Source organism: Ruegeria sp. N4, from assembly GCF_056531425.1.
The window spans coordinates 19520-40447 of record NZ_JBQFLT010000003.1 but is presented as its reverse complement, the minus strand read 5'-3'; the positions used below and the strand labels follow the sequence as shown (position 1 = coordinate 40447).

The 20928-nt window shown below is 60.4% G+C and carries 18 protein-coding genes; 6 read left to right on the top strand and 12 right to left on the bottom strand.

The window, feature by feature from the left end; translation table 11 throughout:
• Positions 1–2 precede the first annotated feature (2 nt).
• The 5 genes from ACR0LW_RS06705 to ACR0LW_RS06685 all read right to left on the bottom strand — a co-directional run bounded on the left by ACR0LW_RS06705 (position 3) and on the right by ACR0LW_RS06685 (position 4718).
• Positions 3–1235 carry a PP2C family protein-serine/threonine phosphatase gene (locus ACR0LW_RS06705; RefSeq protein ID WP_480882008.1) on the bottom strand — a complete coding sequence of 411 codons (1233 nt, stop codon included), beginning with the start codon at positions 1233–1235 and terminating at the stop codon, positions 3–5.
• A 5-nt stretch (positions 1236–1240) separates the two neighbouring features.
• A complete protein-coding gene (locus tag ACR0LW_RS06700; RefSeq protein WP_480584907.1) occupies positions 1241–1861 on the bottom strand; it encodes an FHA domain-containing protein in 621 nt (206 codons plus the stop codon).
• Between the two features lie 34 nt (positions 1862–1895).
• Positions 1896–3410 (bottom strand): FHA domain-containing protein, encoded by a 1515-nt coding sequence (locus tag ACR0LW_RS06695; protein ID WP_480882007.1) that lies wholly within the window; start codon positions 3408–3410, stop codon positions 1896–1898.
• A 76-nt stretch (positions 3411–3486) separates the two neighbouring features.
• A complete protein-coding gene (locus ACR0LW_RS06690) occupies positions 3487–3906 on the bottom strand; it encodes a hypothetical protein (protein ID WP_170735905.1) in 420 nt (139 codons plus the stop codon).
• Positions 3907–4013: 107 nt separating this feature from the next.
• Positions 4014–4718, bottom strand: a complete 705-nt coding sequence (locus ACR0LW_RS06685; protein WP_170453949.1) for a hypothetical protein — start codon at positions 4716–4718, stop codon at positions 4014–4016.
• A 163-nt stretch (positions 4719–4881) separates the two neighbouring features.
• Between ACR0LW_RS06685 and ACR0LW_RS06680 the strand changes: the two genes are divergently transcribed.
• The 3 genes from ACR0LW_RS06680 to ACR0LW_RS06670 all read left to right on the top strand — a co-directional run bounded on the left by ACR0LW_RS06680 (position 4882) and on the right by ACR0LW_RS06670 (position 9096).
• Positions 4882–5430: a sensor histidine kinase family protein gene (locus tag ACR0LW_RS06680; RefSeq protein ID WP_170524687.1), complete on the top strand. Its 549-nt coding sequence runs from the start codon at positions 4882–4884 to the stop codon at positions 5428–5430.
• Entirely contained in the window at positions 5430–6173 is a 744-nt protein-coding gene (locus ACR0LW_RS06675; protein ID WP_170453953.1) for an FHA domain-containing protein, read from the top strand. Before ACR0LW_RS06680 ends, ACR0LW_RS06675 begins: the two co-directional genes overlap by 1 nt.
• A 133-nt stretch (positions 6174–6306) precedes the next feature.
• Positions 6307–9096: a bifunctional aconitate hydratase 2/2-methylisocitrate dehydratase gene (locus ACR0LW_RS06670; protein ID WP_480882006.1), complete on the top strand. Its 2790-nt coding sequence runs from the start codon at positions 6307–6309 to the stop codon at positions 9094–9096.
• Positions 9097–9148: 52 nt separating this feature from the next.
• On the opposite strand, the gene ACR0LW_RS06665 is transcribed toward ACR0LW_RS06670, so the two are convergent.
• The 7 genes from ACR0LW_RS06665 to ACR0LW_RS06635 form a co-directional block, all read right to left on the bottom strand.
• Positions 9149–10402 carry an aminotransferase class V-fold PLP-dependent enzyme gene (locus ACR0LW_RS06665; protein WP_480882005.1) on the bottom strand — a complete coding sequence of 418 codons (1254 nt, stop codon included), beginning with the start codon at positions 10400–10402 and terminating at the stop codon, positions 9149–9151.
• A gap of 194 nt (positions 10403–10596) precedes the next feature.
• Positions 10597–11337 carry a maleate cis-trans isomerase family protein gene (locus tag ACR0LW_RS06660; RefSeq protein ID WP_480882004.1) on the bottom strand — a complete coding sequence of 247 codons (741 nt, stop codon included), beginning with the start codon at positions 11335–11337 and terminating at the stop codon, positions 10597–10599.
• Positions 11334–12401 carry a pyridoxal phosphate-dependent aminotransferase gene (locus ACR0LW_RS06655; protein WP_480882003.1) on the bottom strand — a complete coding sequence of 356 codons (1068 nt, stop codon included), beginning with the start codon at positions 12399–12401 and terminating at the stop codon, positions 11334–11336. The genes ACR0LW_RS06660 and ACR0LW_RS06655 overlap by 4 nt, the downstream gene beginning before the upstream one ends.
• Positions 12398–14050: a hydantoinase B/oxoprolinase family protein gene (locus ACR0LW_RS06650; RefSeq protein ID WP_480882002.1), complete on the bottom strand. Its 1653-nt coding sequence runs from the start codon at positions 14048–14050 to the stop codon at positions 12398–12400. The genes ACR0LW_RS06655 and ACR0LW_RS06650 overlap by 4 nt, the downstream gene beginning before the upstream one ends.
• On the bottom strand, positions 14047–16143 hold the full coding sequence (locus ACR0LW_RS06645) for a hydantoinase/oxoprolinase family protein (protein ID WP_480882001.1): 2097 nt from the start codon (positions 16141–16143) through the stop codon (positions 14047–14049). Before ACR0LW_RS06645 ends, ACR0LW_RS06650 begins: the two co-directional genes overlap by 4 nt.
• 214 nt (positions 16144–16357) lie before the next feature.
• Complete coding sequence (locus ACR0LW_RS06640; protein WP_480882000.1) at positions 16358–17332, bottom strand: pyridoxamine 5'-phosphate oxidase family protein; 975 nt, start codon at positions 17330–17332, stop codon at positions 16358–16360.
• Positions 17333–17405: 73 nt separating this feature from the next.
• Positions 17406–18029 carry a glutathione S-transferase gene (locus tag ACR0LW_RS06635; protein WP_170453967.1) on the bottom strand — a complete coding sequence of 208 codons (624 nt, stop codon included), beginning with the start codon at positions 18027–18029 and terminating at the stop codon, positions 17406–17408.
• 106 nt (positions 18030–18135) lie between these two features.
• On the opposite strand from ACR0LW_RS06635, the gene ACR0LW_RS06630 reads away from it, so the two are divergent.
• The 3 genes from ACR0LW_RS06630 (at position 18136) to ACR0LW_RS06620 (ending at position 20926) form a co-directional block, all read left to right on the top strand.
• Positions 18136–19023, top strand: coding sequence for a LysR family transcriptional regulator (locus ACR0LW_RS06630; RefSeq protein WP_170524658.1), 888 nt, complete (start codon positions 18136–18138; stop codon positions 19021–19023).
• 139 nt (positions 19024–19162) lie between these two features.
• Positions 19163–19831, top strand: a complete 669-nt coding sequence (locus ACR0LW_RS06625) for a cupin domain-containing protein (protein WP_480881999.1) — start codon at positions 19163–19165, stop codon at positions 19829–19831.
• Between the two features lie 15 nt (positions 19832–19846).
• A complete protein-coding gene (locus ACR0LW_RS06620; RefSeq protein WP_480881998.1) occupies positions 19847–20926 on the top strand; it encodes a flavin monoamine oxidase family protein in 1080 nt (359 codons plus the stop codon).
• Positions 20927–20928 lie beyond the last annotated feature (2 nt).

The following is a 20928-nucleotide window of genomic DNA, read 5'->3' as shown; positions in this document are numbered from 1 at the left end:
GACTACCTTCCTTCACCAAGGGGTTCACCATCCTCTGCCTCGTCCTTGTTCGGGACGGGTTCGGATGCTGGTTCCTCTTCCACTTGCGGGGTTTCCGATTCTTGCGGCGCTTCCGGGGCCGGTGCTTCGGGCTCGGCTTCATCCGGCGAGCGTGTCGCGGGCCCTGTATCCGGGTCCTCCTGACCCTCCGGCTCGGGTTCCGTCAGAGGCTGACCCTCACCATCCGGGTCCGACACTGCCGGATCTTCGTCGACCGAACTGTCACCGATGCGCCGTTCTTCCTGCTGCACGGGCGGGGTTGGCGCAGGATCTTCTTGCTGCGTAACCTCGGGTTCGCCGCCACGGCCGAAAATCAACGCCCCTGCCGTTGCAACAACCGCCAGCGCACCCAGACCAATCGCCGCGTATTTCAGGGATTTGCTGTTCCCGTCAGAATTGTGGAACGCCCACTGGCTGCCCCGCAACAGGCTGCTCATGCCGTCCTGAACATGGGCGTAGACCACAACCGTGGTGTTGTCCTGCTTCGGCTTTCCCTTCGCCTCGACCGCGTTCAGCAGATCCGAGGCGACACCGCGCATGTCGCGGCTTTTGCCGTTCTGAAGGATCTCGCGAATCTCGGCCTGCGACAGGGTATCCAGCCCGTCCGAGCAGGACAGGACCACATCCCCCGGTTTCAGGCTGATCGCGTTGACATCTGTCAGGGAAATCCGATCTCCCATCAGGGCCGAGCGCAGCGCGTTGCGGCGCGGATGGCTGTCGGCCTCCTCCTGCGACAGTTTTCCGGCCGCCACCATCTGCAGCAATTCACCATAAAGCGAATGATCCGCATTCAGCTTTTTCAGCCGCCCGTCCCGCAACAGGAACAGGCTGCTGTCGCCCACCGACACCCAGATCAGCCGGTCCCCCAGCTTGAGCGCCGCCACCAGCGTACAGCCCATCCCCTTAAGGTCGGGCTGCGTTGCGATGCGCTGGCGCAGGGCCTCGTTTGCCGCTGTCAGCGACTCTTGCAACCGGTCGCGCGGGCGCGGCGCGTCCGAGCCCCCGACAAAATGCTTTTTGAACGCCGACAGGGCCAGGTTGGATGCAACCTCACCCCCGGCATGGCCGCCCATCCCATCGGCGACCAGCATCAGGATGTCGGACTTGGGATCACGTTCGTTCTGATAGACAAGATCGAACGCGTCCTCCTGATTGTCGCGCTGGCCCAGGCTCTGTTTGCCGCTGATGATTGTCATCTGGATCAGTCGTCAGAGCTTTCGGCCAGTTCCGACCAGTCAAAATCCTCGTTACAGAAGGCGACGAACCGCACATGCGTCTGCTTGGACAGTTCGATCAACGCGTAGTTTTCCAGTGGCATGGTCGTGGCCACAATCTGACCATTGATCCGGCTGATGTTGCGGCCCGTGCCGGGGGCGGCAAAAAACACCCGGTTGGCATCGTCGAAAATGATCCGAAGGTGATCATTGCCGGAAATCATCTTGTCGCCGAAATCCAACGACACACGCTCAGCACCGTCGCGGCCCAGCGTGTTCATGCCCGAGCCCAGATTGACCGATTGCCCCAGCCCCGGCCCCTTGACCACGACCAGCCAGCCGGTGATCGGATCCACCATCGGGTCGAACTCGGCCTTGTCCGAGAAATTCTTGGACATGCCACCGTGATAGATCTGCGTCTTGTCATCCTCGACATATTCCGTCGGCGCTTCGCTGAAGGACGACCCGCTTGGCATCGCATGCGTCGCCTCGTCATCCGACGGAGAAATGCTTTCGGTAAACCCGTCATCCGAACCGAAGTCCATATCGTCGTTCAGGTCTTCTTCGTCCTTGTCGAACAGCCAGCTTGTCTTGTTGTCGTTGCCCATGTTCTTCACCTTTCCTGTGTGTTTGGCCGCTGGGTTATGCCCGGACCAGTTTCAGGCGAACGGACCCAAGGCCCAACGTGTCACCCACATTCACTCTTTGTGCGCCCTTGATCTTGCGCTCGTTGACCAGCGTCCCGTTCAGGCTGTCCAGATCGCTGAGCGTGAACCGCCCATCGGGTGAGCCGCTAAGCTCTGCATGCACCCGCGAGATACCGCCATCCGGGATCACCACGCCGTTCGTACTGCTGCGCCCAAGGGTCGAGCGGCCGGACGGCACCGGGAACCGATGCCCGTTATCCACCCGCACCAGATAGGCAATCGGTGGTGGCGCAGTGGCGACGGTGCGCGCGTCATCCTGCGGCGGGCGCATGCCGGTGATGTCGCCATCGTCGAACTCTCCCGCTTCCAGATCATCGCCGTCATCGCCCGATCCGCGCCGGGTCAGCAGCACGATCAACAGGATCAGCAACAGCAACAGAACCCCGGCCCCGATATAGACATACAGCGCTGGCAGGCCGAAAATCAGATCTTCTTCAACCGGCTCCACCTCTGGCTCCGGCGTCGGCGTGGGATCGACCACGGGCTGGAATTCGGCCGAGTAGCTTTTGGTTTCGGTCTGTCCAGGCTGGCCCACGACCGGTTGGATCATGTCGATAGTGATCCGCGCAGGCGCGGGATCGCCGACCGGAACAATCAGGCCCGAGCCTTTGACCGCGTTGCCATAAGACCGGATGAAATCCGCTACGACCGAGGTCGCATTGGATTGGTTCTGCAGGAATACCTCCTCCATCAACCCGTTTTGCGGGTCGGTCAGGCGTTTCAGAACATCGATGCCACGCGTGGTGCGCGCGTTGCCCTGCGCCCGCCAGAACATGCCAAGGGCCGAGACCGAAACACCCTCACGCTCAGCCGCTTCCGAGATTTCTTCGACCGTGGCCAGACCTTCCTCATCGCCGTCGGTGATCAGGATCAGGTTTTTCAGCAGCACATCGTCCTGCTGGCTCAGCAATTCGATGGCGCGGGTGGCGTTGGCGACAAGGCGGGTGTTCTGCTCCTTAATCTCAAGGTCTTCGATCACATCCTCGGCGCGGGCACGGCTGGTCGAAAAGGGCGACAGTTCGACAATGTCGTTGCCAAACCCATAGATCGCCACTTTCTCATCCGTCGGCAGGTTGCTGACAACGCGCGAGATCAACTCGCGTTCGCGGTTCCAGCTGCGCAGGCGGCCACTGCCGTCGCCCACCGACAGGTCGATCAGAACCATCGTGGCCGACAGCGTCAGATTGCCGGGCAAATCGTCCACAGATTTGACGAACTCGAAATCGGCCTGTGCATCGCCCAGTGACCGAAAGCTCATACCGCCGCGTTCATTGCCGGACGGGACGCGCACAAGACAACTATCCTCGGGCGCGGGGGCTTCCGGGGCGCAATCCAAAATGGCCAGCCCGGTGGCTGGTGCGCGGGTCTTCCCCTCTTGCGCGTGGGCTGCGCCCGAAATGACCAAAGCGGCGGCAAGCGCCAGAAATCTGCGTGAAAATCCGTAGGTCACGATCCCAAGACCCCCCTCAGGCAAGACGTCCCGGTCGTCGCATGCGTCGACAAGCGCCGACCTGACGTGATTGGTATTAAATCGACAACGCGCGATAGGCCGCTTTGATCCGGTTCAGTTCGGACGACACGACCGACGCACTTGCGCCACTGTTCACGTCACGCTCGACCGCGCTCAGCTGGTTATCCAGCGCCTGCACCTGCTGCAGCTTCACCGGGTCCGAGGCCGAGGCCGCACGCGCCTGCGCACCTTGCGCCTTCACTTCGGCAATCTGCTGGCGCAGCGATGCGATTTCGGTGCTATTGGCATCCCGTTGCGCAGCCAATTGAGCGTTGCGCTGCTCGGCTGCCCGGTTTTGCGCAATAATGGCATCCGCCTGCGCCTTGTTATTGGCGATCTGGCGGTCATATTCGCCCGAATTCAGGTTTGCGATATTGTCGAACAATGTGGCCGTTGTCGGATCGGTCGATCCGGTACAACCGGCAATCGCAATCAAGGAAACAAAAGCTACTGGTTTTGAGAAACGGAAAAGATCACACGTCATTTTACCACACTTACTATTGGAAAACCCGCGCCTGAAAGACAGACGCGGGTCAAAGGAAATTAAAGCAGATTAATGGATGCGCGGGTCCGGGCCAGACGGTTTTTATTGCTGACCGCCGCATTGGTCGCACCGCCCAGACCGGGCTGACCTTTGCTTGAGGCCGTCCGAAGCTCGGAAATGGTGTTGTCCATATTCTGTTCGCTGCGCTTGAGCTCGGTCGAGACAACCTGACGGTTGGATTTGATCGCCTTGACCCGCTGGTTATACGCGGATTGCGACAGCTGCCCGCCATCCAGTTGACGACGCAGCGACTTCAGTTCTGCGTTCTGCGAGGCCAGAACCGACCGCAGGTTCGCTTCGACCGAGTTCAGCTGTTTGCTGACATTCGACAGATTGGCCAGAACCGCCTTACTGTTTACAATCTCGACGTTTTTGGCTGCGGCCTGCTTGCCGACCTGATTGCCGCCAACACCGCCGATCAGGCCACCGGCAGCGGCACCCGCAGCGCAATCACCGGCGTCACCACCCAGCAGCAGTCCAAGTCCGCAGCCGACAATGGCACCCGCAACGGCACCCTGAACCGTGTTGTTCACAATGATGTCCTTCGAGACCTGATCCAGGCTGCGAACTTGCTTTTCAAGTTGCTTTTCCTGCTGGGTCTTGCCAGCCACCGACGATGATGACGCGGATTGGATCGTCTCTTCGGTACAGGCTGAAATGAAAAGGGAAATAGCAGCAAAAAGGGACACTGCGGCTGTACGCATCTCGTTACTCCGTAATACAAATTTTTCTTCGTAGTTGATTATGAACTCACATGTTTTTTATTTTCAATCAACGATTCGCGAATGTCTTGTGATTACAGGATACTGATTCGGGACACTTTCGACCAAACACTTTCGAAGATTCGTTCATAGGTAGAGTTTAAAGATGAAAATACCCCTTGGTATTCGGGACAAGATGAATCTGGCAAACGAGATTTTTGCATTTGCCGGACACATTGCCGCAGGAATTGGCGCGCTGTTTGCGCTTTTGGGCATTAGCTCGAATTTCGCGAACAATACCACCAGTGTGGTCTTTAATGTTGAAGTTGCCAGCCTCTCGTTGCCGGTTCGCATGACGCTGCTGATTCTGATTGCGGCGGCACTGGGCTGGGGGCTGGGCGCTCTGGTCGCGTGGCTAAGCCGGTCCAACAATGAATCCCTCAGCTTCGCGGCCTATGTCGTGGCCATTCTGTGGGGCGGAATGATCGTCGGCGCGGCCGAGTGGCTGGCGGTATCGCTCAGACAGCAGATCCTGTCCGAGACCCTGCTGTTCACCGTCGCGGGCATGGGTCTGGCGCTTTGGGTGGCGGGTTTCCATTTTCGCAGTTCCAACGCCGGGGGCAGACATGCGCTGAGGTTGCGTTGTGACGCGCTGCTGTTGTTTTCAATCGGCGCGGCCCTGTTTCTGGTTCTGACATTGCTGGGGACACGATAATGATGATCGGCGGACCTTTGGACGACAAGAACGCCGCGCGCCTGCTTAGCGCGGCGGCCCTGCTGGATTTCATGTTCCTGGGTTTTGTCGTCGCCACGCTTGAACCCGTACTGCGGCAAGAGCTTCGGTTGCATCAGGCGGGCCTTGCCCTGCCGATTGGCCTGTTTCTGGCGCTGGTGCTGATCTACTGGCTGATCTGCGAAGGCATCCTGAGCGGCGCAACCATCGGTCGGTTTGTCATGCGCCTGAACATGCGTGACAAAAGCGGCAAGCCGGTTTCGGCAATGCGCCGGTCGTCGCGGGCGATGAAAAAGATCATGACCCTTGGCCTGACTGGCCTGAACCCGAACTCGGCCGCGCGCTATGACCGGGCCGCCGAGGTGCGATGGTTCAGCCCCATGGCGCCGCGCCCGATCAAGATGTGGCGTCTGGCGGTTTCGTCCGGCCCGGATCAGGGCAAATCCATCGTCTTCCGCGATGTGCCGGGAATCGCGTCCACCCACCAGATCAAGATTGGGCGCGATTCCGGCTGGGCCGACCTGTCGCTGGAGCGTAGCAAGAAGGCGTCCGGGCAACATTGCGTGATCCAGATCGCCAAGGGCAACCAACTCTACCTGCGCGATCTGGGCTCGTCGAACGGAACATTCATTGGTGGACGGCAGATCAGGCCGGAAAAACCGACGCGTTTGGGCATGAACAGCCGGTTCCGCGTTGGCGATGTCTGGATTTCGATCATCCGCTGATTACAGGGTAGAGACAACGCGCCACAGCTGTAGTGCTTGCAACCGGCTGGCATTTCGTATACCGCGGCATACAAACTAAATGGCCAGGTGCCAAACGCACCTCGCGCTCTCGCCCAAACCGTCGGAACACGCCATGAGCCTTTATACAGATTATCTTGCCGAAATCGAAACCCGCAAAGAACAGGGCCTCAGCCCCAAACCCATCGATGATGGGGCTTTGACGAAAGAAATCATTGATCAGATCCGCGATCCGCAGAACGAATATCGCGCGGATTCGCTGCACTATTTCATCTACAATACCCTGCCGGGCACAACCAGCGCCGCCGGTGAAAAGGCAGGCTTTCTGAAAGAGATCATTTTGGGCGAAGCCGCCGTCGAAGAGATTTCGCAGGATTTTGCGTTCGAGCTGTTGTCGCACATGAAAGGCGGCCCCTCGGTCAAGGTTCTGCTGGATCTGGCCCTGGGTCAGGACGCTTCGATCGCTGGCAAAGCGGCTGAGGTGCTGAAAACACAAGTCTTCCTGTATGATGCCGACACCGACCGTCTGAAAGCCGCGTTCGAGGCTGGCAACCCGGTCGCGAAGGACATCCTGGAAAGCTATGCCAAGGCCGAGTTCTTCACCAAGCTTCCCGACATCGACGAAGAGATCAAGGTCGTCACCTATGTCGCTGCCGAAGGCGATATCTCGACCGACCTGCTGTCGCCGGGCAATCAGGCGCATTCGCGAGCTGACCGGGAATTGCACGGCAAATGCCTGATTTCCGAGAAGGCGCAGCAAGAGATCGAGGCGCTGAAACTCCAGCACCCCGACGCGCGCGTGATGCTGATTGCCGAGAAAGGCACCATGGGCGTGGGCTCGTCCCGCATGTCTGGCGTCAACAACGTGGCGCTGTGGACTGGCAAGCAGGCCAGCCCCTACGTGCCCTTCGTCAACTTCGCCCCGATCGTGGCGGGCACCAATGGCATCTCGCCGATCTTTTTGACCACCGTTGGCGTCACCGGCGGCATCGGGATCGACCTGAAAAACTGGGTCAAGAAGGTGGACGAGGACGGCAACGCCATCCTCAACAACGACGGCAACCCGGTTCTGGAACAGAAATATTCGGTTGCGACCGGTACGGTTCTGAAAATCGACACCAAAAGCCACAAGCTGCTGAGTGAGGATGGTGACGAACTGGTCGACGTCTCGTCGTCCTTCACACCACAAAAGATGGAATTCATGAAGGCGGGCGGTTCATACGCCATTGTCTTCGGCAAGAAACTGCAGACATTTGCAGCCGAGACACTGGGCGTCGAAGCACCCTTGGTCTTCGCCCTGTCCAAGGAAATCAGCCACGAGGGTCAGGGCCTGACCGCGGTTGAGAAGATCTTCAACAAAAACGCCGTGGGCGCCACGCCGGGCAAGACCCTGCATGCCGGATCGGATGTGCGGGTCAAGGTCAACATCGTGGGTTCTCAGGACACCACCGGTCTGATGACCATGCAGGAACTTGAGGCGATGGCCGCAACCGTCGTGGCCCCCAGCGTCGATGGTGCCTATCAGTCGGGCTGTCACACCGCATCGGTCTGGGACGCCAAGGCACAGGCCAACACGCCACGTCTGATGAAGTTCATGAATGATTTCGGCCTCGTCACCGGGCGTGACCCGAAAGGCGTCTATCATTCGATGACCGACGTGATCCACAAGGTGCTGAACGACATCACCGTGGATGACTGGTCGGTCATTATCGGCGGCGACAGCCACACCCGTATGTCCAAAGGCGTCGCCTTCGGCGCGGACTCGGGCACAGTGGCGCTGGCGCTGGCCACCGGTGAAGCCTCAATGCCGATCCCGGAATCGGTCAAAGTGACCTTCAAGGGCCAAATGGCCGAGCACATGGATTTCCGCGACGTGGTTCACGCAACCCAAGCGCAGATGCTGGAACAGCATGGCGACAACGTCTTCCAAGGCCGTGTGATCGAAGTGCATATCGGCACGCTGCTGGCGGATCAGGCCTTTACCTTCACCGACTGGACCGCCGAGATGAAGGCCAAAGCCTCGGTCTGTATCTCGGATGATGAGACGCTGATCGGCTCGCTGGAACTGGCCAAGTCGCGCATTCAGATCATGATCGAAAAAGGCATGGAGCATGAAAACGGCATGCTGCAAAAGCTGGTCAACATCGCCGATGCGCGCATTGCTCAGATCAGGTCGGGTGAAAAGCCTGCCCTGCGCCCCGATGACAATGCGAAATACTTCGCCGAAGTTGTCGTCGATCTGGACCAGATCGTCGAGCCGATGATCGCCGACCCGGATGTCAACAACGCCGATGTTTCCAAGCGCTACACCCACGACACGATCCGCCCGATCTCGTACTACAACGCCGAAAAGCATGTGGATCTGGGTTTTGTCGGCTCGTGCATGGTGCACAAGGGTGACATCAAGATCGTGGCCCAGATGCTGAAGAACCTTGAGAAGGAAACCGGCAAGGTCGAATTCAAGGCACCGCTTGTGGTTGCAGCCCCAACCTACAACATCATCGACGAACTGAAGGAAGAGGGCGATTGGGAAGTGCTCGAAAAATACTCGGGCTTTGAATTCGACGACCTGTTCCCGAAGGAAAAGGCCCGTACTGAGTACGAGAACATCCTTTATCTCGAACGTCCGGGCTGTAACCTCTGCATGGGCAACCAGGAGAAAGCGGCCAAGGGTGACACGGTTCTGGCCACCTCGACCCGCCTGTTCCAGGGCCGCGTCGTGGCAGATGCGCCCGACAAGAAGGGTGAGTCATTGCTGGGCTCGACTCCGGTTGTAGTACTGTCCGCCATCCTTGGCCGGACCCCGACGCTGGACGAATACAAGGCCGCTGTCGAAGGCATCGACCTGACCAAATTCGCCCCGCCGGTGCAAGCGCCCGCCGGAACGAAATCGGCCCACTTCTAAAGCCGCGATCCGATCAAACCAAAAGCCCGGCCCTCTGGCCGGGCTTTTTTGTTCAGGCGGTCATATCTTTCAGAGCAGTAAGCAACTGCGCCACCTCCTGCTCGGTATTGTAGTGGCACAGCGAAATGCGGATGCAATCCGACAGGCCCAGCGGCGTCAGCACATTGCCCGAGTAATGATCTGCCTTGCGGGTATGGGTGCGGATACCCTGCTGATTGAGCGTTTCGACCACCTGTTCCGACGGGATGCCATCTACCACAATCGACACCAACCCCTCACGCGCAGCGTTGTCCGCCCCGGCCAGAATGCGAATGTGGTCCATATCCCGCAGCCCCGGCAGGTTTCCGACCCCGTTGATCATCGCGTTCGTCAGGTGCGTCTCGTAGCCGTGGATGGCGCGACCCGCAGCCTCAATCCGTTTGCGCGGTTCAGTTTCGTCGGACACTTCGCCGCCCAGCCAGATGAAATAGTCGATCACGTCGGACATGGTGGCGTAGGACCCGGTGTCGCGGGTTCCGAACTCCCACCCTGTTGCAGGCGCGTCGATCAGCATGTCATGGGGCAGCGCGCTCAGCTTGTCGGAAATCCATGCGATGCCATAGCCATGGCGCGAGAACACTTTGTAAGGTGAGATCGCATAGCCATCGACGTTGTAGGCATCCAGATCCAACTGCCCGTGTGCTGCGTGCTGAATACCGTCAACGATGATCAGACAGTCGGGCGAAACGGCCCGGATCGCGGCTGAGATCGCGGCCACATCCATACCCATCCCCGTCACGGGTGAGGCATGCAGGATTGTCGCCACCGCCACGTCCGGAGTCATCCGCGCGGCATAATCCTCAGCCGTGACCAGCCCGGTTTCGTCGTCATGCTGTACGTTCACGTAGTCCAGCCCGGCAATCCCAGCCCAGCGACGCGCAGCACTGCGGGTCGCCGGGTGTTCGATTGAGGACCCGATCACCTTCGCCCCTTTCGGCGCAACCAGACAGGCCGTGCGGATCAGCCGGAACAGCAACTCAGTCCCGCTTTCCCCGGCAAAGAACTGGCCCGATGAGGCGTTCATGAACACGCCCAGATCAGCCTTGGCCTTGTTGATCACGTTTTGTGTGCCCTGCCCCGCCGGATTGATCCGCCCCGGATTATCCGGGATCGCTGCATAGAAAGCCGAGGTCTCGGCCACCTTCTTCAGCGTCAGCGCGCCGCCTGCGTTTTCAAAGAAAACACGCTCGCCCTGAAACGGGCAGCTATCCACATGGGCAAAACGGTCGCGGATCGCCGCGATCAGACCGGGGTTGTCTTTGATCATGTTGTACTTCCTGTCACTGCGTCCAAGTGTCGGGGCCGCGATGGCCTGCGCCCATGTGGGATCGGTGTCTCAAAGGAAACCATCGCCAATGTCAGCGATGGCGGCAAGGGGCTGATCCATCAGGTCATTTCGCGGCAATCCTTCTGCAAAAGGGGTTTTGTGGGCATCTGTATGTCGACAAATCAGAACCTTCCTTACAATCGGTCGAACAGCCGACCCGGAAGCCCGGGATGTGGTGGCAGCCCAAGCTGCCGGACCAACGCAAACATCATCGCCTGGTTCGAGGTCACGACCGGTTTGCCAAGCGCGTCCTCGATCCGTTCAACCGCCTCGACCGCGCGCATATCGGTGCAGCTGAGGACAATGGCTTCGGCCTTGGGATCGTCGGCCCGGCAGGCAAGGTCAAAAACCTCCTCTGGCGTCAGCTCTCCCTGACCGAAATTGCCCAGTTCGCGCCCTATGTCTGCGCAGCGCACCGTCTCGATCCCGTTCTGAGCCAGAAAACCCATTGCCTGCGCGTTGATTTCCCCCAGATAGGGCGAAGAGAAACCCACATTCGACACACCCAACGCCTTGATCGCCTGTACCAGTGCTCCAGCGGCGGTGAAGGTGATGGCACCCGAGGCGGCCTTGATATCCTGCGCCAGTTGCGCGTCGAAACCGGGGCCATGGGTCAGCGTGGCCGAGGTGCAGCCGTACAGAACCACATCGGGCCGCACACCCGCGATCATCCGCAAATCATGGCTGATATCCGAGGCCCCCAGCCCGGCCATCTGGTCCGAGCCCGGAATCTCATCCACGTCATAGCCCCCCATGCGCTGGAAATGCACCGTCGTATCCGGGCAGCGCATCAGCATCATGTCGGCTTCGAGGTTGGTGTTGGTGAAAGGCACCAAAACGCCGATTTTCGCGCGCCTGCGGGTTTCATAGCTCATGACATCACCTTTCTGAGCACGGCCAGACAGCGATCCATGATCGCTTCTCGGCAGATCGTGGCCCGCAGGCAATCGGCCAACCCATAGCCGCCCATACCGCGCATCAGCAAGCCCTCGGCCCGCAGGGCCTGATCGGCTTTCCGGGCGATTTCAACATCTGCAAACCGGATCAGCACAAAGTTGGTATGGCTGGGCGGAACCGACAGACCCAGCGCCCGGCACCCTTCGGCAAAGCGATCCCGGATCACAGCCGTTTGGCTCACCGTTTCCCGCATATGCGCCTGATCCCGCATCGCCGCCGTTGCCATGGCTTGCGAGGGGATCGACACGTTGTTCGGATTCAGCACTTTCCGCATCTCAGCCGCAATCGCGGGCCGGAACACGCCCCACCCCACGCGCGCACCCGCCAGCCCGTAGGCCTTGGAGAAGGTGCGCATCACAACCGTATCTCCACGTTCGATCAAATCAAAAACCTCGGCCGGGTTCTGGTCCTCATCCGCAAATTCCGCATAGGCCTGATCGACAACCAGCAGCACATCCTTGGGCAAGTCGTCACGAAGACGGATGATCTCGGCATTAGGGATCAGCGTCCCCGTCGGATTTCCCGGATTGCAGACAAAAACGATCCTCGTTTGGGGCGTGACGGCGGCCAGAATATCATCGACCGAAACGGTCAGATCGACCTCTCGCGCCCGCACGTAATCCGCCTGCACCTGCACCGTGGCTGACGCCAAATAGGCATAGCCATAATCCGTACCCAGCACCCGGTCCCCTGGCCCCGCAAAGGTGCGGATTAGGCAACCGATCAACTCCATCGAGCCTGCACCGCACAGGACCGTGTTGGGGTCAAGCTTGTGGACCTCGGCAATTGCCGCGCGCAACTCGGGCCAATCGGGGTCAGGATAAAGCGGCATCTGACCCATCACCGCCTGACCCGCCGCAATCGCCTTTGGGCTGGCTGGAAAGGCACTTTCGTTCTGAGCCAGCGAAACGGTGCCCGCATCCCCAAGATCGGCCAGCGCATAGGCGGCCATGGAACGGATGTGATCGACCGCCCGGATCATGGTTTGCCCCCATAGGCCCTGGCCCCTTCGGGCGTCACCAACCCGCGCCTCAGATCCAGCGCCAGCGCATCCGGGTCCCGATCTGCCGGGTCACCAAACCCGCCACCGCCGGGCGTGTCGAAGATCAGGTAGTCCCCGTCCTCGACCCGTAGCTCGCCCTTGCCGGGGATGTCGCTGACCCCGTCTCGAAACCGGATCCGTCCCGGCGCGCCGGGCTGCCCGCCCATCCGGCCCAAAGCGGGGAATTTCAGCCGCTCGACCGACAGGAACACGATGAACGGCGCGTTGTTGGACGAGGTCATCTCGATCCTCTGCCCCAACCCGCCGCGATATTTGCCCGCACCGCCCGAATCCGGCAGCAACTCGCGCCGCCACATGATCACCGGGGCCACGCTTTCGGTAATCTCGACCTGAGAGCCAAAGACGCCTGACGGGTAAGCCGTGGCCGACAGCCCATCCGCATGAGGCCGCGCGCCAGTGCCACCATTGTGCACGGGTTCAATGGCAAACTCGCGCCCGCCATTGGCCGCAACCTCGGGCGCGTGGCGCATGGGCAGGTCGAACATGCACGAGGCACCCTCGGCCGGAACCTTGTCAGGCAGCGCCTGATGCAGGCAGCCGAGCACCAGATCGGGTGTCACCTGCCCCAGCGTGTGGCGCATCGCCACCGGAACCGGGCGTTGAGCGTTCAGGATACAGCCTTTGGGGCCGTCCACCGTGAACGGTTCCAGCGAGCCGGCGTTGTTGGGAATATCCGGCCCGACGATACAGCGCAGGGCGAACACGGTATAGGCCGTGGCATAGTTCAGCGGCACGTTGATGCCTTTTCTTGAACAGCCCGACGTGCCGGTGAAATCCACATGCATCCCGTACTTGGTAACGGTCAGTGTGGCGTGTAGCTCCAGCTCATTCTCGTACCCGTCCATGCGCAACACGTTCTTGTAGACGCCTTCGGGCACCTCGGCGATGGCCTCCAGCGCGCCTTTACGCGAGGTGTCGATAATGTAATTGCCCAAACAGTCCAGATCGTCGATCCCGAACTCATCCATCATCGCCACCAGCCGGTTCACCCCAGCCTCACAACAGGCGATCAGGGCGTAGATGTCCCCCTCATTAGCAATCGGCTCGCGTGAGTTGGCGCGGATAATGTCCATCAGCAGCGCGTTTGGCGTGCCTTCCTCGACCAGTTTGCAAGGGGGGATCAGCAGGCCCTCGTCGTAAATATCCGATCCTTCCGGCCCCATGCCCAAGCCCCCCAGATCCACCAGATGCGAGGTGCAGGAGGTAAACCCAACCACCCTGCCATCCTTGAACGCGGGCATCATCAGGAGGAAGTCGTTAAGGTGTCCCGAGGCCAGCCACGGGTCATTGGTCATGTAAATGTCGCCGGGCTTCATGTCCTGAACGGCAAAGCGCTGGCGCAGATGCAACACGGCCTCGGCCATGGTGTTGATATGGCCCGGCGTTCCGGTCACAGCCTGTGCCAGCATCCGGCCATCGACGTCGAAGATTCCGGCAGAGATATCGCCGCATTCCCTCACGATGGGGGAAAAGGCGGCGCGGATCAGGGTCTGGCCCTGTTCCTCAACCACCGCCAGCAGGCGGTTCCACATCACTTGCAGGCGGGCGGGGGAAAGGTCGGAGTTCATCTCGCGCCTCCTTTCTGGTCTTGGATCAGAACCAAATTACCAATTGCATCCATATGGGCCGAGAAATCGGCGGATACGAGCGTGGTGGTCTGCGGTTCGTGGATCAATGCCGGACCCGACACGTGATCACCGGGTTTCAGATCGGCGCGCGCAATGAAAGCGGCGTTTTTCGCAGTTCCATCCACATCGCAGGTGATCGGGCGCGTCTCGGTTGCGGTGGACAGGGTGCGATCGGGTGCATCAGGCACCGAAGGAACAGAGTTGTCCAGCGTCGCCACCCGCACGGCCCAGTTCAATATCTCGATCTGCATCCCCGGCACGGGGCGTGAAAATTGCTTGCGGTATTCTTCTTCGAATGCTGCGGTCAGCGGGGCAATGTCTTCGGGCGTCAGCGCACGATCCGGCAGGGGGATTTCGATCTCATGCCCCTGCCCGTTATAGCGCATAAACGCGGTGCGCAGGGTCTGGGTTTGCGCATCACCCGCCCCTTGGGCCACGACCTCTTTCGCCTCGGCAATCATTGTATCGAACAAGGCATTCACCCCGTCCAAATCCATGCTGTCCAGCAGCGAATAGCGCGAGCGGACGATCTCAAACGAAACCGGCGCGAACAGGAAGCCCACCGCCGACCCAACACCCGGATTGGGTGGGATCACGATGCGCGACACGCCAGCAGAGCGCGCGACACGGCTGGCATGCAACGGACCATTGCCGCCAAAGGCGATCATCGTGCGCGGGCCCAGATCCTTGCCCGATTCCACCGCATGCATCCGCCCCGCGCTGGCCATGCTTTCATCCACAATCCGACTGACGCCATCTGCCGCGCCCACGGCGTCAAGTTGCAGCCGTTCACCAACCACGCGGGCCAGCGCCGCTTTGGATCCTTCGGGGTCCAGCCGGATATGTCCTTCGGCAAAGGTGTCCGGGACGATGTAACCCAGCGTGATGTCGCTGTCGGTCACGGTGGGTTCGGTGCCGCCGCGCATGAACGCCACTGGCCCCGGCTCGGACCCTGCAGATTGTGGCCCGACGGTCAAGCGGCCCAGACGGTCCACCCCGGCAATCGAGCCGCCGCCGGCGCCGATCTCGATCATCTCGATCACCGGAATACGCACCGGCATGCCCGAGCCTTTGATGAACCGCGCCGCCCGGGCGATCTCAAACGCGCGCGAGGTCTGCGGGCGAGCCCCATCAATCAGGCACAGCTTGGCAGTGGTGCCCCCCACATCGAATGACAGCACCTGATCCAGACCGGCCCGCGCCGCGATACGTGCAGCCAGAATGGCCCCGCCCGCCGGACCGGATTCAACCAGACGGATCGGAAAACGGGCGGCGGTTTCGACCGTGCACATGCCACCCCCTGCGGTCATCATCAAGATCGGGCATGTCACGCCTTCGGCCTCGAACTGATCTACGAACCGGGCCAGATAGCTTTGCATCAGGGGCTGGATATAGGCGTTCGCCACTGTGGTGCAGAGCCGGTCAAATTCCCGCGCTTCGGGGCTGACATCGGATGAGATCGAGACGGTCAGGCCGGGGCGGTGCCGGGTCAGCAGGTCACGCAATCGCCGCTCATGCGCGGGGTTGGCATAGGCATGCATCAGGCAGATCGCCACTGCCCCGGCCCCACTTGCGTCAAGTTCAGCTAGAAGGTCATCGATCTGCGCCTCGTCCAGCGGGATCAGCACAGCACCCTCGGCGGATATACGTTCGCGGATCACAAAGGACCGCTCGCGCGGGACCAGAAGATCGGGTTTTTCCAGATTGATATCGTATTGGGAATAGCGCCGCTCATATCCGATATCGAGGATATCGCGGAACCCCTCGGTGCAGATCGTCGCCACCACGGCCCCGCGCCGTTCGATCAGAGCATTGGTGGCCAGCGTGGTGCCATGGATGAAACCCGTCACTTGCGACAGCGACCGCCCGGTTGCGGCCATGACCCGCCGCGCGCCCTCCATCGCGCCATCCGCCGGGTTTTGATGGGTGGTCAGGGTTTTGGTCGAGGCCAGAATCCTGTCTTCGCCTTCAACCAGAACCGTGTCGGTAAACGTGCCGCCAATGTCGATGGCCAATCGCAGCGCGTGTGTCATGTGGTGGTCCGTCCTCGTTTGCAATCCTGCCAGTCAAATGCCCAAAAGGGCGATTACTGACACATCGCAACGAGGTCGCAGCCCGTGGCCCGACGATCCAGAGGGTTGAGGATACACACGCGGTTCATACCTGTTTGTCCCGTGGTTTGCCCGGCGACACTAACACATTTGCGACAATTCAGCGGTCAAACAACGTCGGGCGGGTCGGGTCCCGCTATTGCTGCGTCACTGTTTTCCAGTCGCCGGTATTCAGGCTGTTGGGCGAGAACTCGGTCAACGCGCCCCGGAAGGGTAAGGCGTCACAAAACCGAAGGCCTTGAACCATGTCAAACCGCCATCCCCGTTCGGCCCCTTGGAACCCGGCGATGTCGGGGTGATGTGTGTCCAGCACCTCGACCGTTCCGGTCAGCATCAGCAGATCGCCGTTCTGGTAGTCCGGGAACAACAGGCCCGCGCGCGGTGTGACAAGGAAATTCCCCAACGTATTGAAGAAGTTGTTTCCAAGGAAATCGGGCACAACAAGGCTGTTGCCTTGCACTTTCACAAACCCCGACCGCCCGCCGCGATGCGAGACGTCAACGCTGCGCTCACCTTCGGTGTCAGCATAACTGGCCACGAAGAACGAGTTGGCCGAGGCGATGAACTCGCGCGCCGCCTTGTCCAGAGTTTCAAACCGCTCGCTTTTGATCTGTGCCCCCTCGGGCGCGGGGTCGCGGATAAAATCGACATCATGGGTCTGGATGTATTTCGGACAATTCCCGAAGGATTGCAGCACGTCTAGCGAAAAGCCGATTTCCGACACCTCTTGCACCGTCGCATTCATCCGGTTACGCCGACGGGTCGACAACTCGACCCCGACCACTCCGATCGGTGCTGCGGTTTCAAGGGCCGCTTTAAGCGGATCATCCGGATGCGGTTGGGCCTGAACGTCCAGCAAAGTTTCGGTTGGCGTGGACAGAAACCCGGGCCGCCCCGACAGGACCGAGGCCCAGGGCCAGCCCTGCGGATCAACGCTGCCCAGCACGACAAAGGGCAGTTTGCCGAAGAACTCACGATGCTGATCCGGCATGTAGGGGCGTATGACGGTGCGGCCGATTTTCTCCATCCGCTCGCGCTTGCCAATACGTGTCTGCATCTCGCGTTCGCCGCGGTGAAACGGGGATTTGGCGGTTTGTCCGGTGGCATTCATCGGGGGCCTCGCATGGGTTTGAGGGCCCGGCCGTGGCATCGCACGGCCGGTTTTGTCATGGGTCCGAACCGCATCAGGCGGCGTTCAGACCGGCTGCGGTCTTGGGCATCGGGACAAAGCCGTCCAGCGCCTCAATATTCGCCAAAAGACGGCGGACATTCGGGTATGGATCCAACGAGACGTCACCCTCGGGCGCATGGGCGGTATAGCTGTAGATCGCCACGTCGGCGATGGTCGGGCGGTCGCCCACCAGCCAGTCGCGCCCTTGCAGATGCGCGTCCAGCTTGCCCAGAACCCTGGCCGCCGTCGCGTGGGTGAACGCCTTGTCCAGCGGTGCGTTGAACACGTTGATCAACCGGGCCGCTGCGGGGCCAAAGGCGATCTCACCAGCGGCGAGGGTCAGGAACTTCTGCACCTCGGCCTCAAGCACGGGGTCATTGGGCAGGTAGTCAGGCGCATATTTGCGCGCCAGATACACGAGGATGGCGTTGCTGTCGCAGATGATCACCTCACCATCTTCCAGAACCGGCACCTGCCCTGCCGGGTTCATGGCCAGAAAGTCATCCTGTTTATGCGCCCCGCCCGGCAGGTCCACATCAATCACCCGATGCGGCAGGCCGGCGAGATTTGCGAACAAAACGGCCCGGTGCGCGTGGCCCGAAAGCGGAAAGCTGTGAATGCGGAGGGTCTGGGACATGGGGGATTCCTTATTTTGGCGATTGTCACTGAACCCCAAGCTAACTTGCCCGCATCTAAACTATAATATACTCAACTGGTGAATAACTATGAACGTTTTGTAGACAATGGACACGATCATCGGAATGCGCACCTTTGTGGCCGTGGCCAGCCACAACTCGTTCACCGACGGTGCGCGGCAGGTTGGGATCAGCACCAAACTGGCCAGCAAATATGTCGGCCAGCTGGAACAGCGCCTGAACGCGCAACTGTTCCACCGCACCACCCGCAGCGTGACCCTGACCGACACCGGCAAAGCCTATTTCGAACGGTGCCTGCCTTTGTTGGAACAGTTTGAGGAGCTGGAGGGGCTGGTGCAGCAACGCCAGACCGAGCTGGCAGGCCGCATCCGTATCACGGCCCCGACCGGCTATGGGTCGGCGGAACTGGTCCATCTTCTGAAACCGTTTCAGGACGCACATCCGAATGTCGTGATCGAGCTGCACCTGTCCGATCACCACGTCTCATTGGTGGATGAAGGCTTTGACCTGGCCATCCGTTTCGGTGGGCTGAAGGATTCAACCCTGGTCGCGCGCAAACTGACAGATATGCGGATCGTCTGCTGCGCCGCGCCCGATTATCTGGCCCGGTTCGGCGCGCCGGATGTACCCGAGGATCTGTCAGAGCATAATTGCCTGTTGCAAACGACCGGCAATGTGATCGACAGCTGGGCGTTCAAAGGGCCGGACGGGGACATCATGGTGCCGGTATCCGGCAATTTCCGCGCCAACTCGCCGCGCGCAGTGGCCAATATGGCGGCGGACGGGCTGGGTATCGGTCGCGTCCCACTTTATACTGCCCGGCCCTTTCTGGCGGACGGTCGGTTGCAGCTTATCCTTGAGGCGCAGGAGACCGCAGTCTTGGGCCTCTATGCCACCTACCCGCCCAACCGGCACCTGACGGCCCGCATTCGGGCTTTGATCGATCATCTGGCGGCAGCCCTCGCGCACGGGTGATCTGAGATCAATCCCACAGGTTTTTGAAGTCGGAAGTGAGGCTTTGGAACTGATACTTGAAATTTCCCTACCTAGTAGTAGATAATTTATCTCAGACATATCCCACAGCCGTGGTCCGTCCAAAAAAGGGAAAACCGTTATGGAACTGAACTCAGATTTCTCTGCCCGCGTTGTCGTTCATTCTGATCAATTGGACTGGCAGCCTTCGCCGATGAAAGGCGTTGATCGCCGTATGCTGGACCGGATTGGCGGAGAAGTGGCACGCGCCACCACAATCGTGCGCTATGCCCCCGGCAGTTCGTTCTCGGCCCATACCCATACGGGCGGAGAGGAATTCATCGTGCTGGACGGCGTGTTTCAGGATGAACATGGCGACTTCCCGGCAGGGACCTATGTGCGCAACCCGCCGACCTCATCCCACACGCCCGGCTCTGCCCCCGGCTGCACGATCTTCGTCAAACTCTGGCAATTCGATATGGATGACCGCACGCAGTTTCGCAAAACCATGGCGGATGAGCTTGGAACGCCCGTCAACGGTGTGGCAACCGCAACCCTGCATGAGGACGCGCGCGAGGTTGTCACCTATAGCCATCTTGATCCGGGCGCTGAATTGATCTCGGACGCCAGCGGCGGGCATGAGGTGCTGGTGATCGATGGACAGATTACAGCGGGTGGGGACCAACTGGCCAAAAACGCCTGGTTGCGTTTGCCTGAAGGTGAAACCCTGTCGGCGGTTGCTGGCCCAGACGGCGCGAAGGTCTGGATGAAAACCGGGCATTTGCCCTTTGCGCAACCTCCTGCAGTGTGATCGGGGGCCGAAACCGTGAGGCACAACCTTACGCTGGACACCCAGACACTGATCATCGGCGCAGGTTTGTCAGGTCTCAGCCTTGCCGCGCAACTGGCGCGGCAAGGGCAGGATTTTGCACTGGTCGAGGGGCGCGACCGTTTGGGAGGCCGTATCCTGACCCACCACAACGGCAGCGCGGGGTTTGACCTTGGCCCAGCATGGTTTTGGCCCGGGCAGCCCCGGATCGCAGCGCTGATCGCTCGGTTGGGGTTAGTCGCATTCGAACAGTATTCCGCGGGCGAGCTGACTTATGAGGACGAGCAGGGCCGTGTCCTGCGTGGGCGCGGGTTTTCGTCGATGCAGGGGTCTTTGCGGGTGGACCGAGGGTTCGGCGCACTGATCGATGGCTTGGCGAAGCAGGTTGATCCCGACCGCATATATCGCGCGACCCCAATCCAGACATTGCAGCGCACCGATGATGGTGTGATCGCCACCAGCCGGAACGGTCTGACCTTCGGCGCGAGGCAAGTTGTGCTGGCCCTGCCCCCTCGGGTCGCGATGCGCATGTCCTTCACGCCAGCCCTGCCAGAAGCCGCCACAAATGCAATGGCAGCCGTCCCCACGTGGATGGCCGGTCAAGCCAAGGCCCTTGCGATCTATGACACGCCGTTTTGGCGCAAGGCCGGGCTGTCGGGTGATGCCATGAGCCGCCGGGGCCCGATGGTCGAGATCCACGATGCCTCGCCCGCTGAAACCGGCCCTTATGCGGTGTTCGGCTTCATCGGAACGCCGTCGCATGCGCGCACAGATCAACAGCGTCTGCGCAAGATGATAACGGAACAACTGACCCGCTTGTTCGGGACTGAGGCCGCGCAGCCGCTGGATGTGCAGATCAAAGACTGGTCCGCCGACCCGTTTACCGCCGTGGAAGAGGATCAACACCCGCTGTTCAGCCACCCCACCTATGGTCTGCCCCATGCGCTGGAGCGGCTTTGGGACAACCGTCTGATCTTTGCCGGAACCGAAGTGGCCCCGCAGTTTGGCGGCTATCTGGAAGGCGCATTGGAAGCGGCAGACCATGTTGCCGCGCGGCTTTTGCAGGAAAAGGTTTGAGA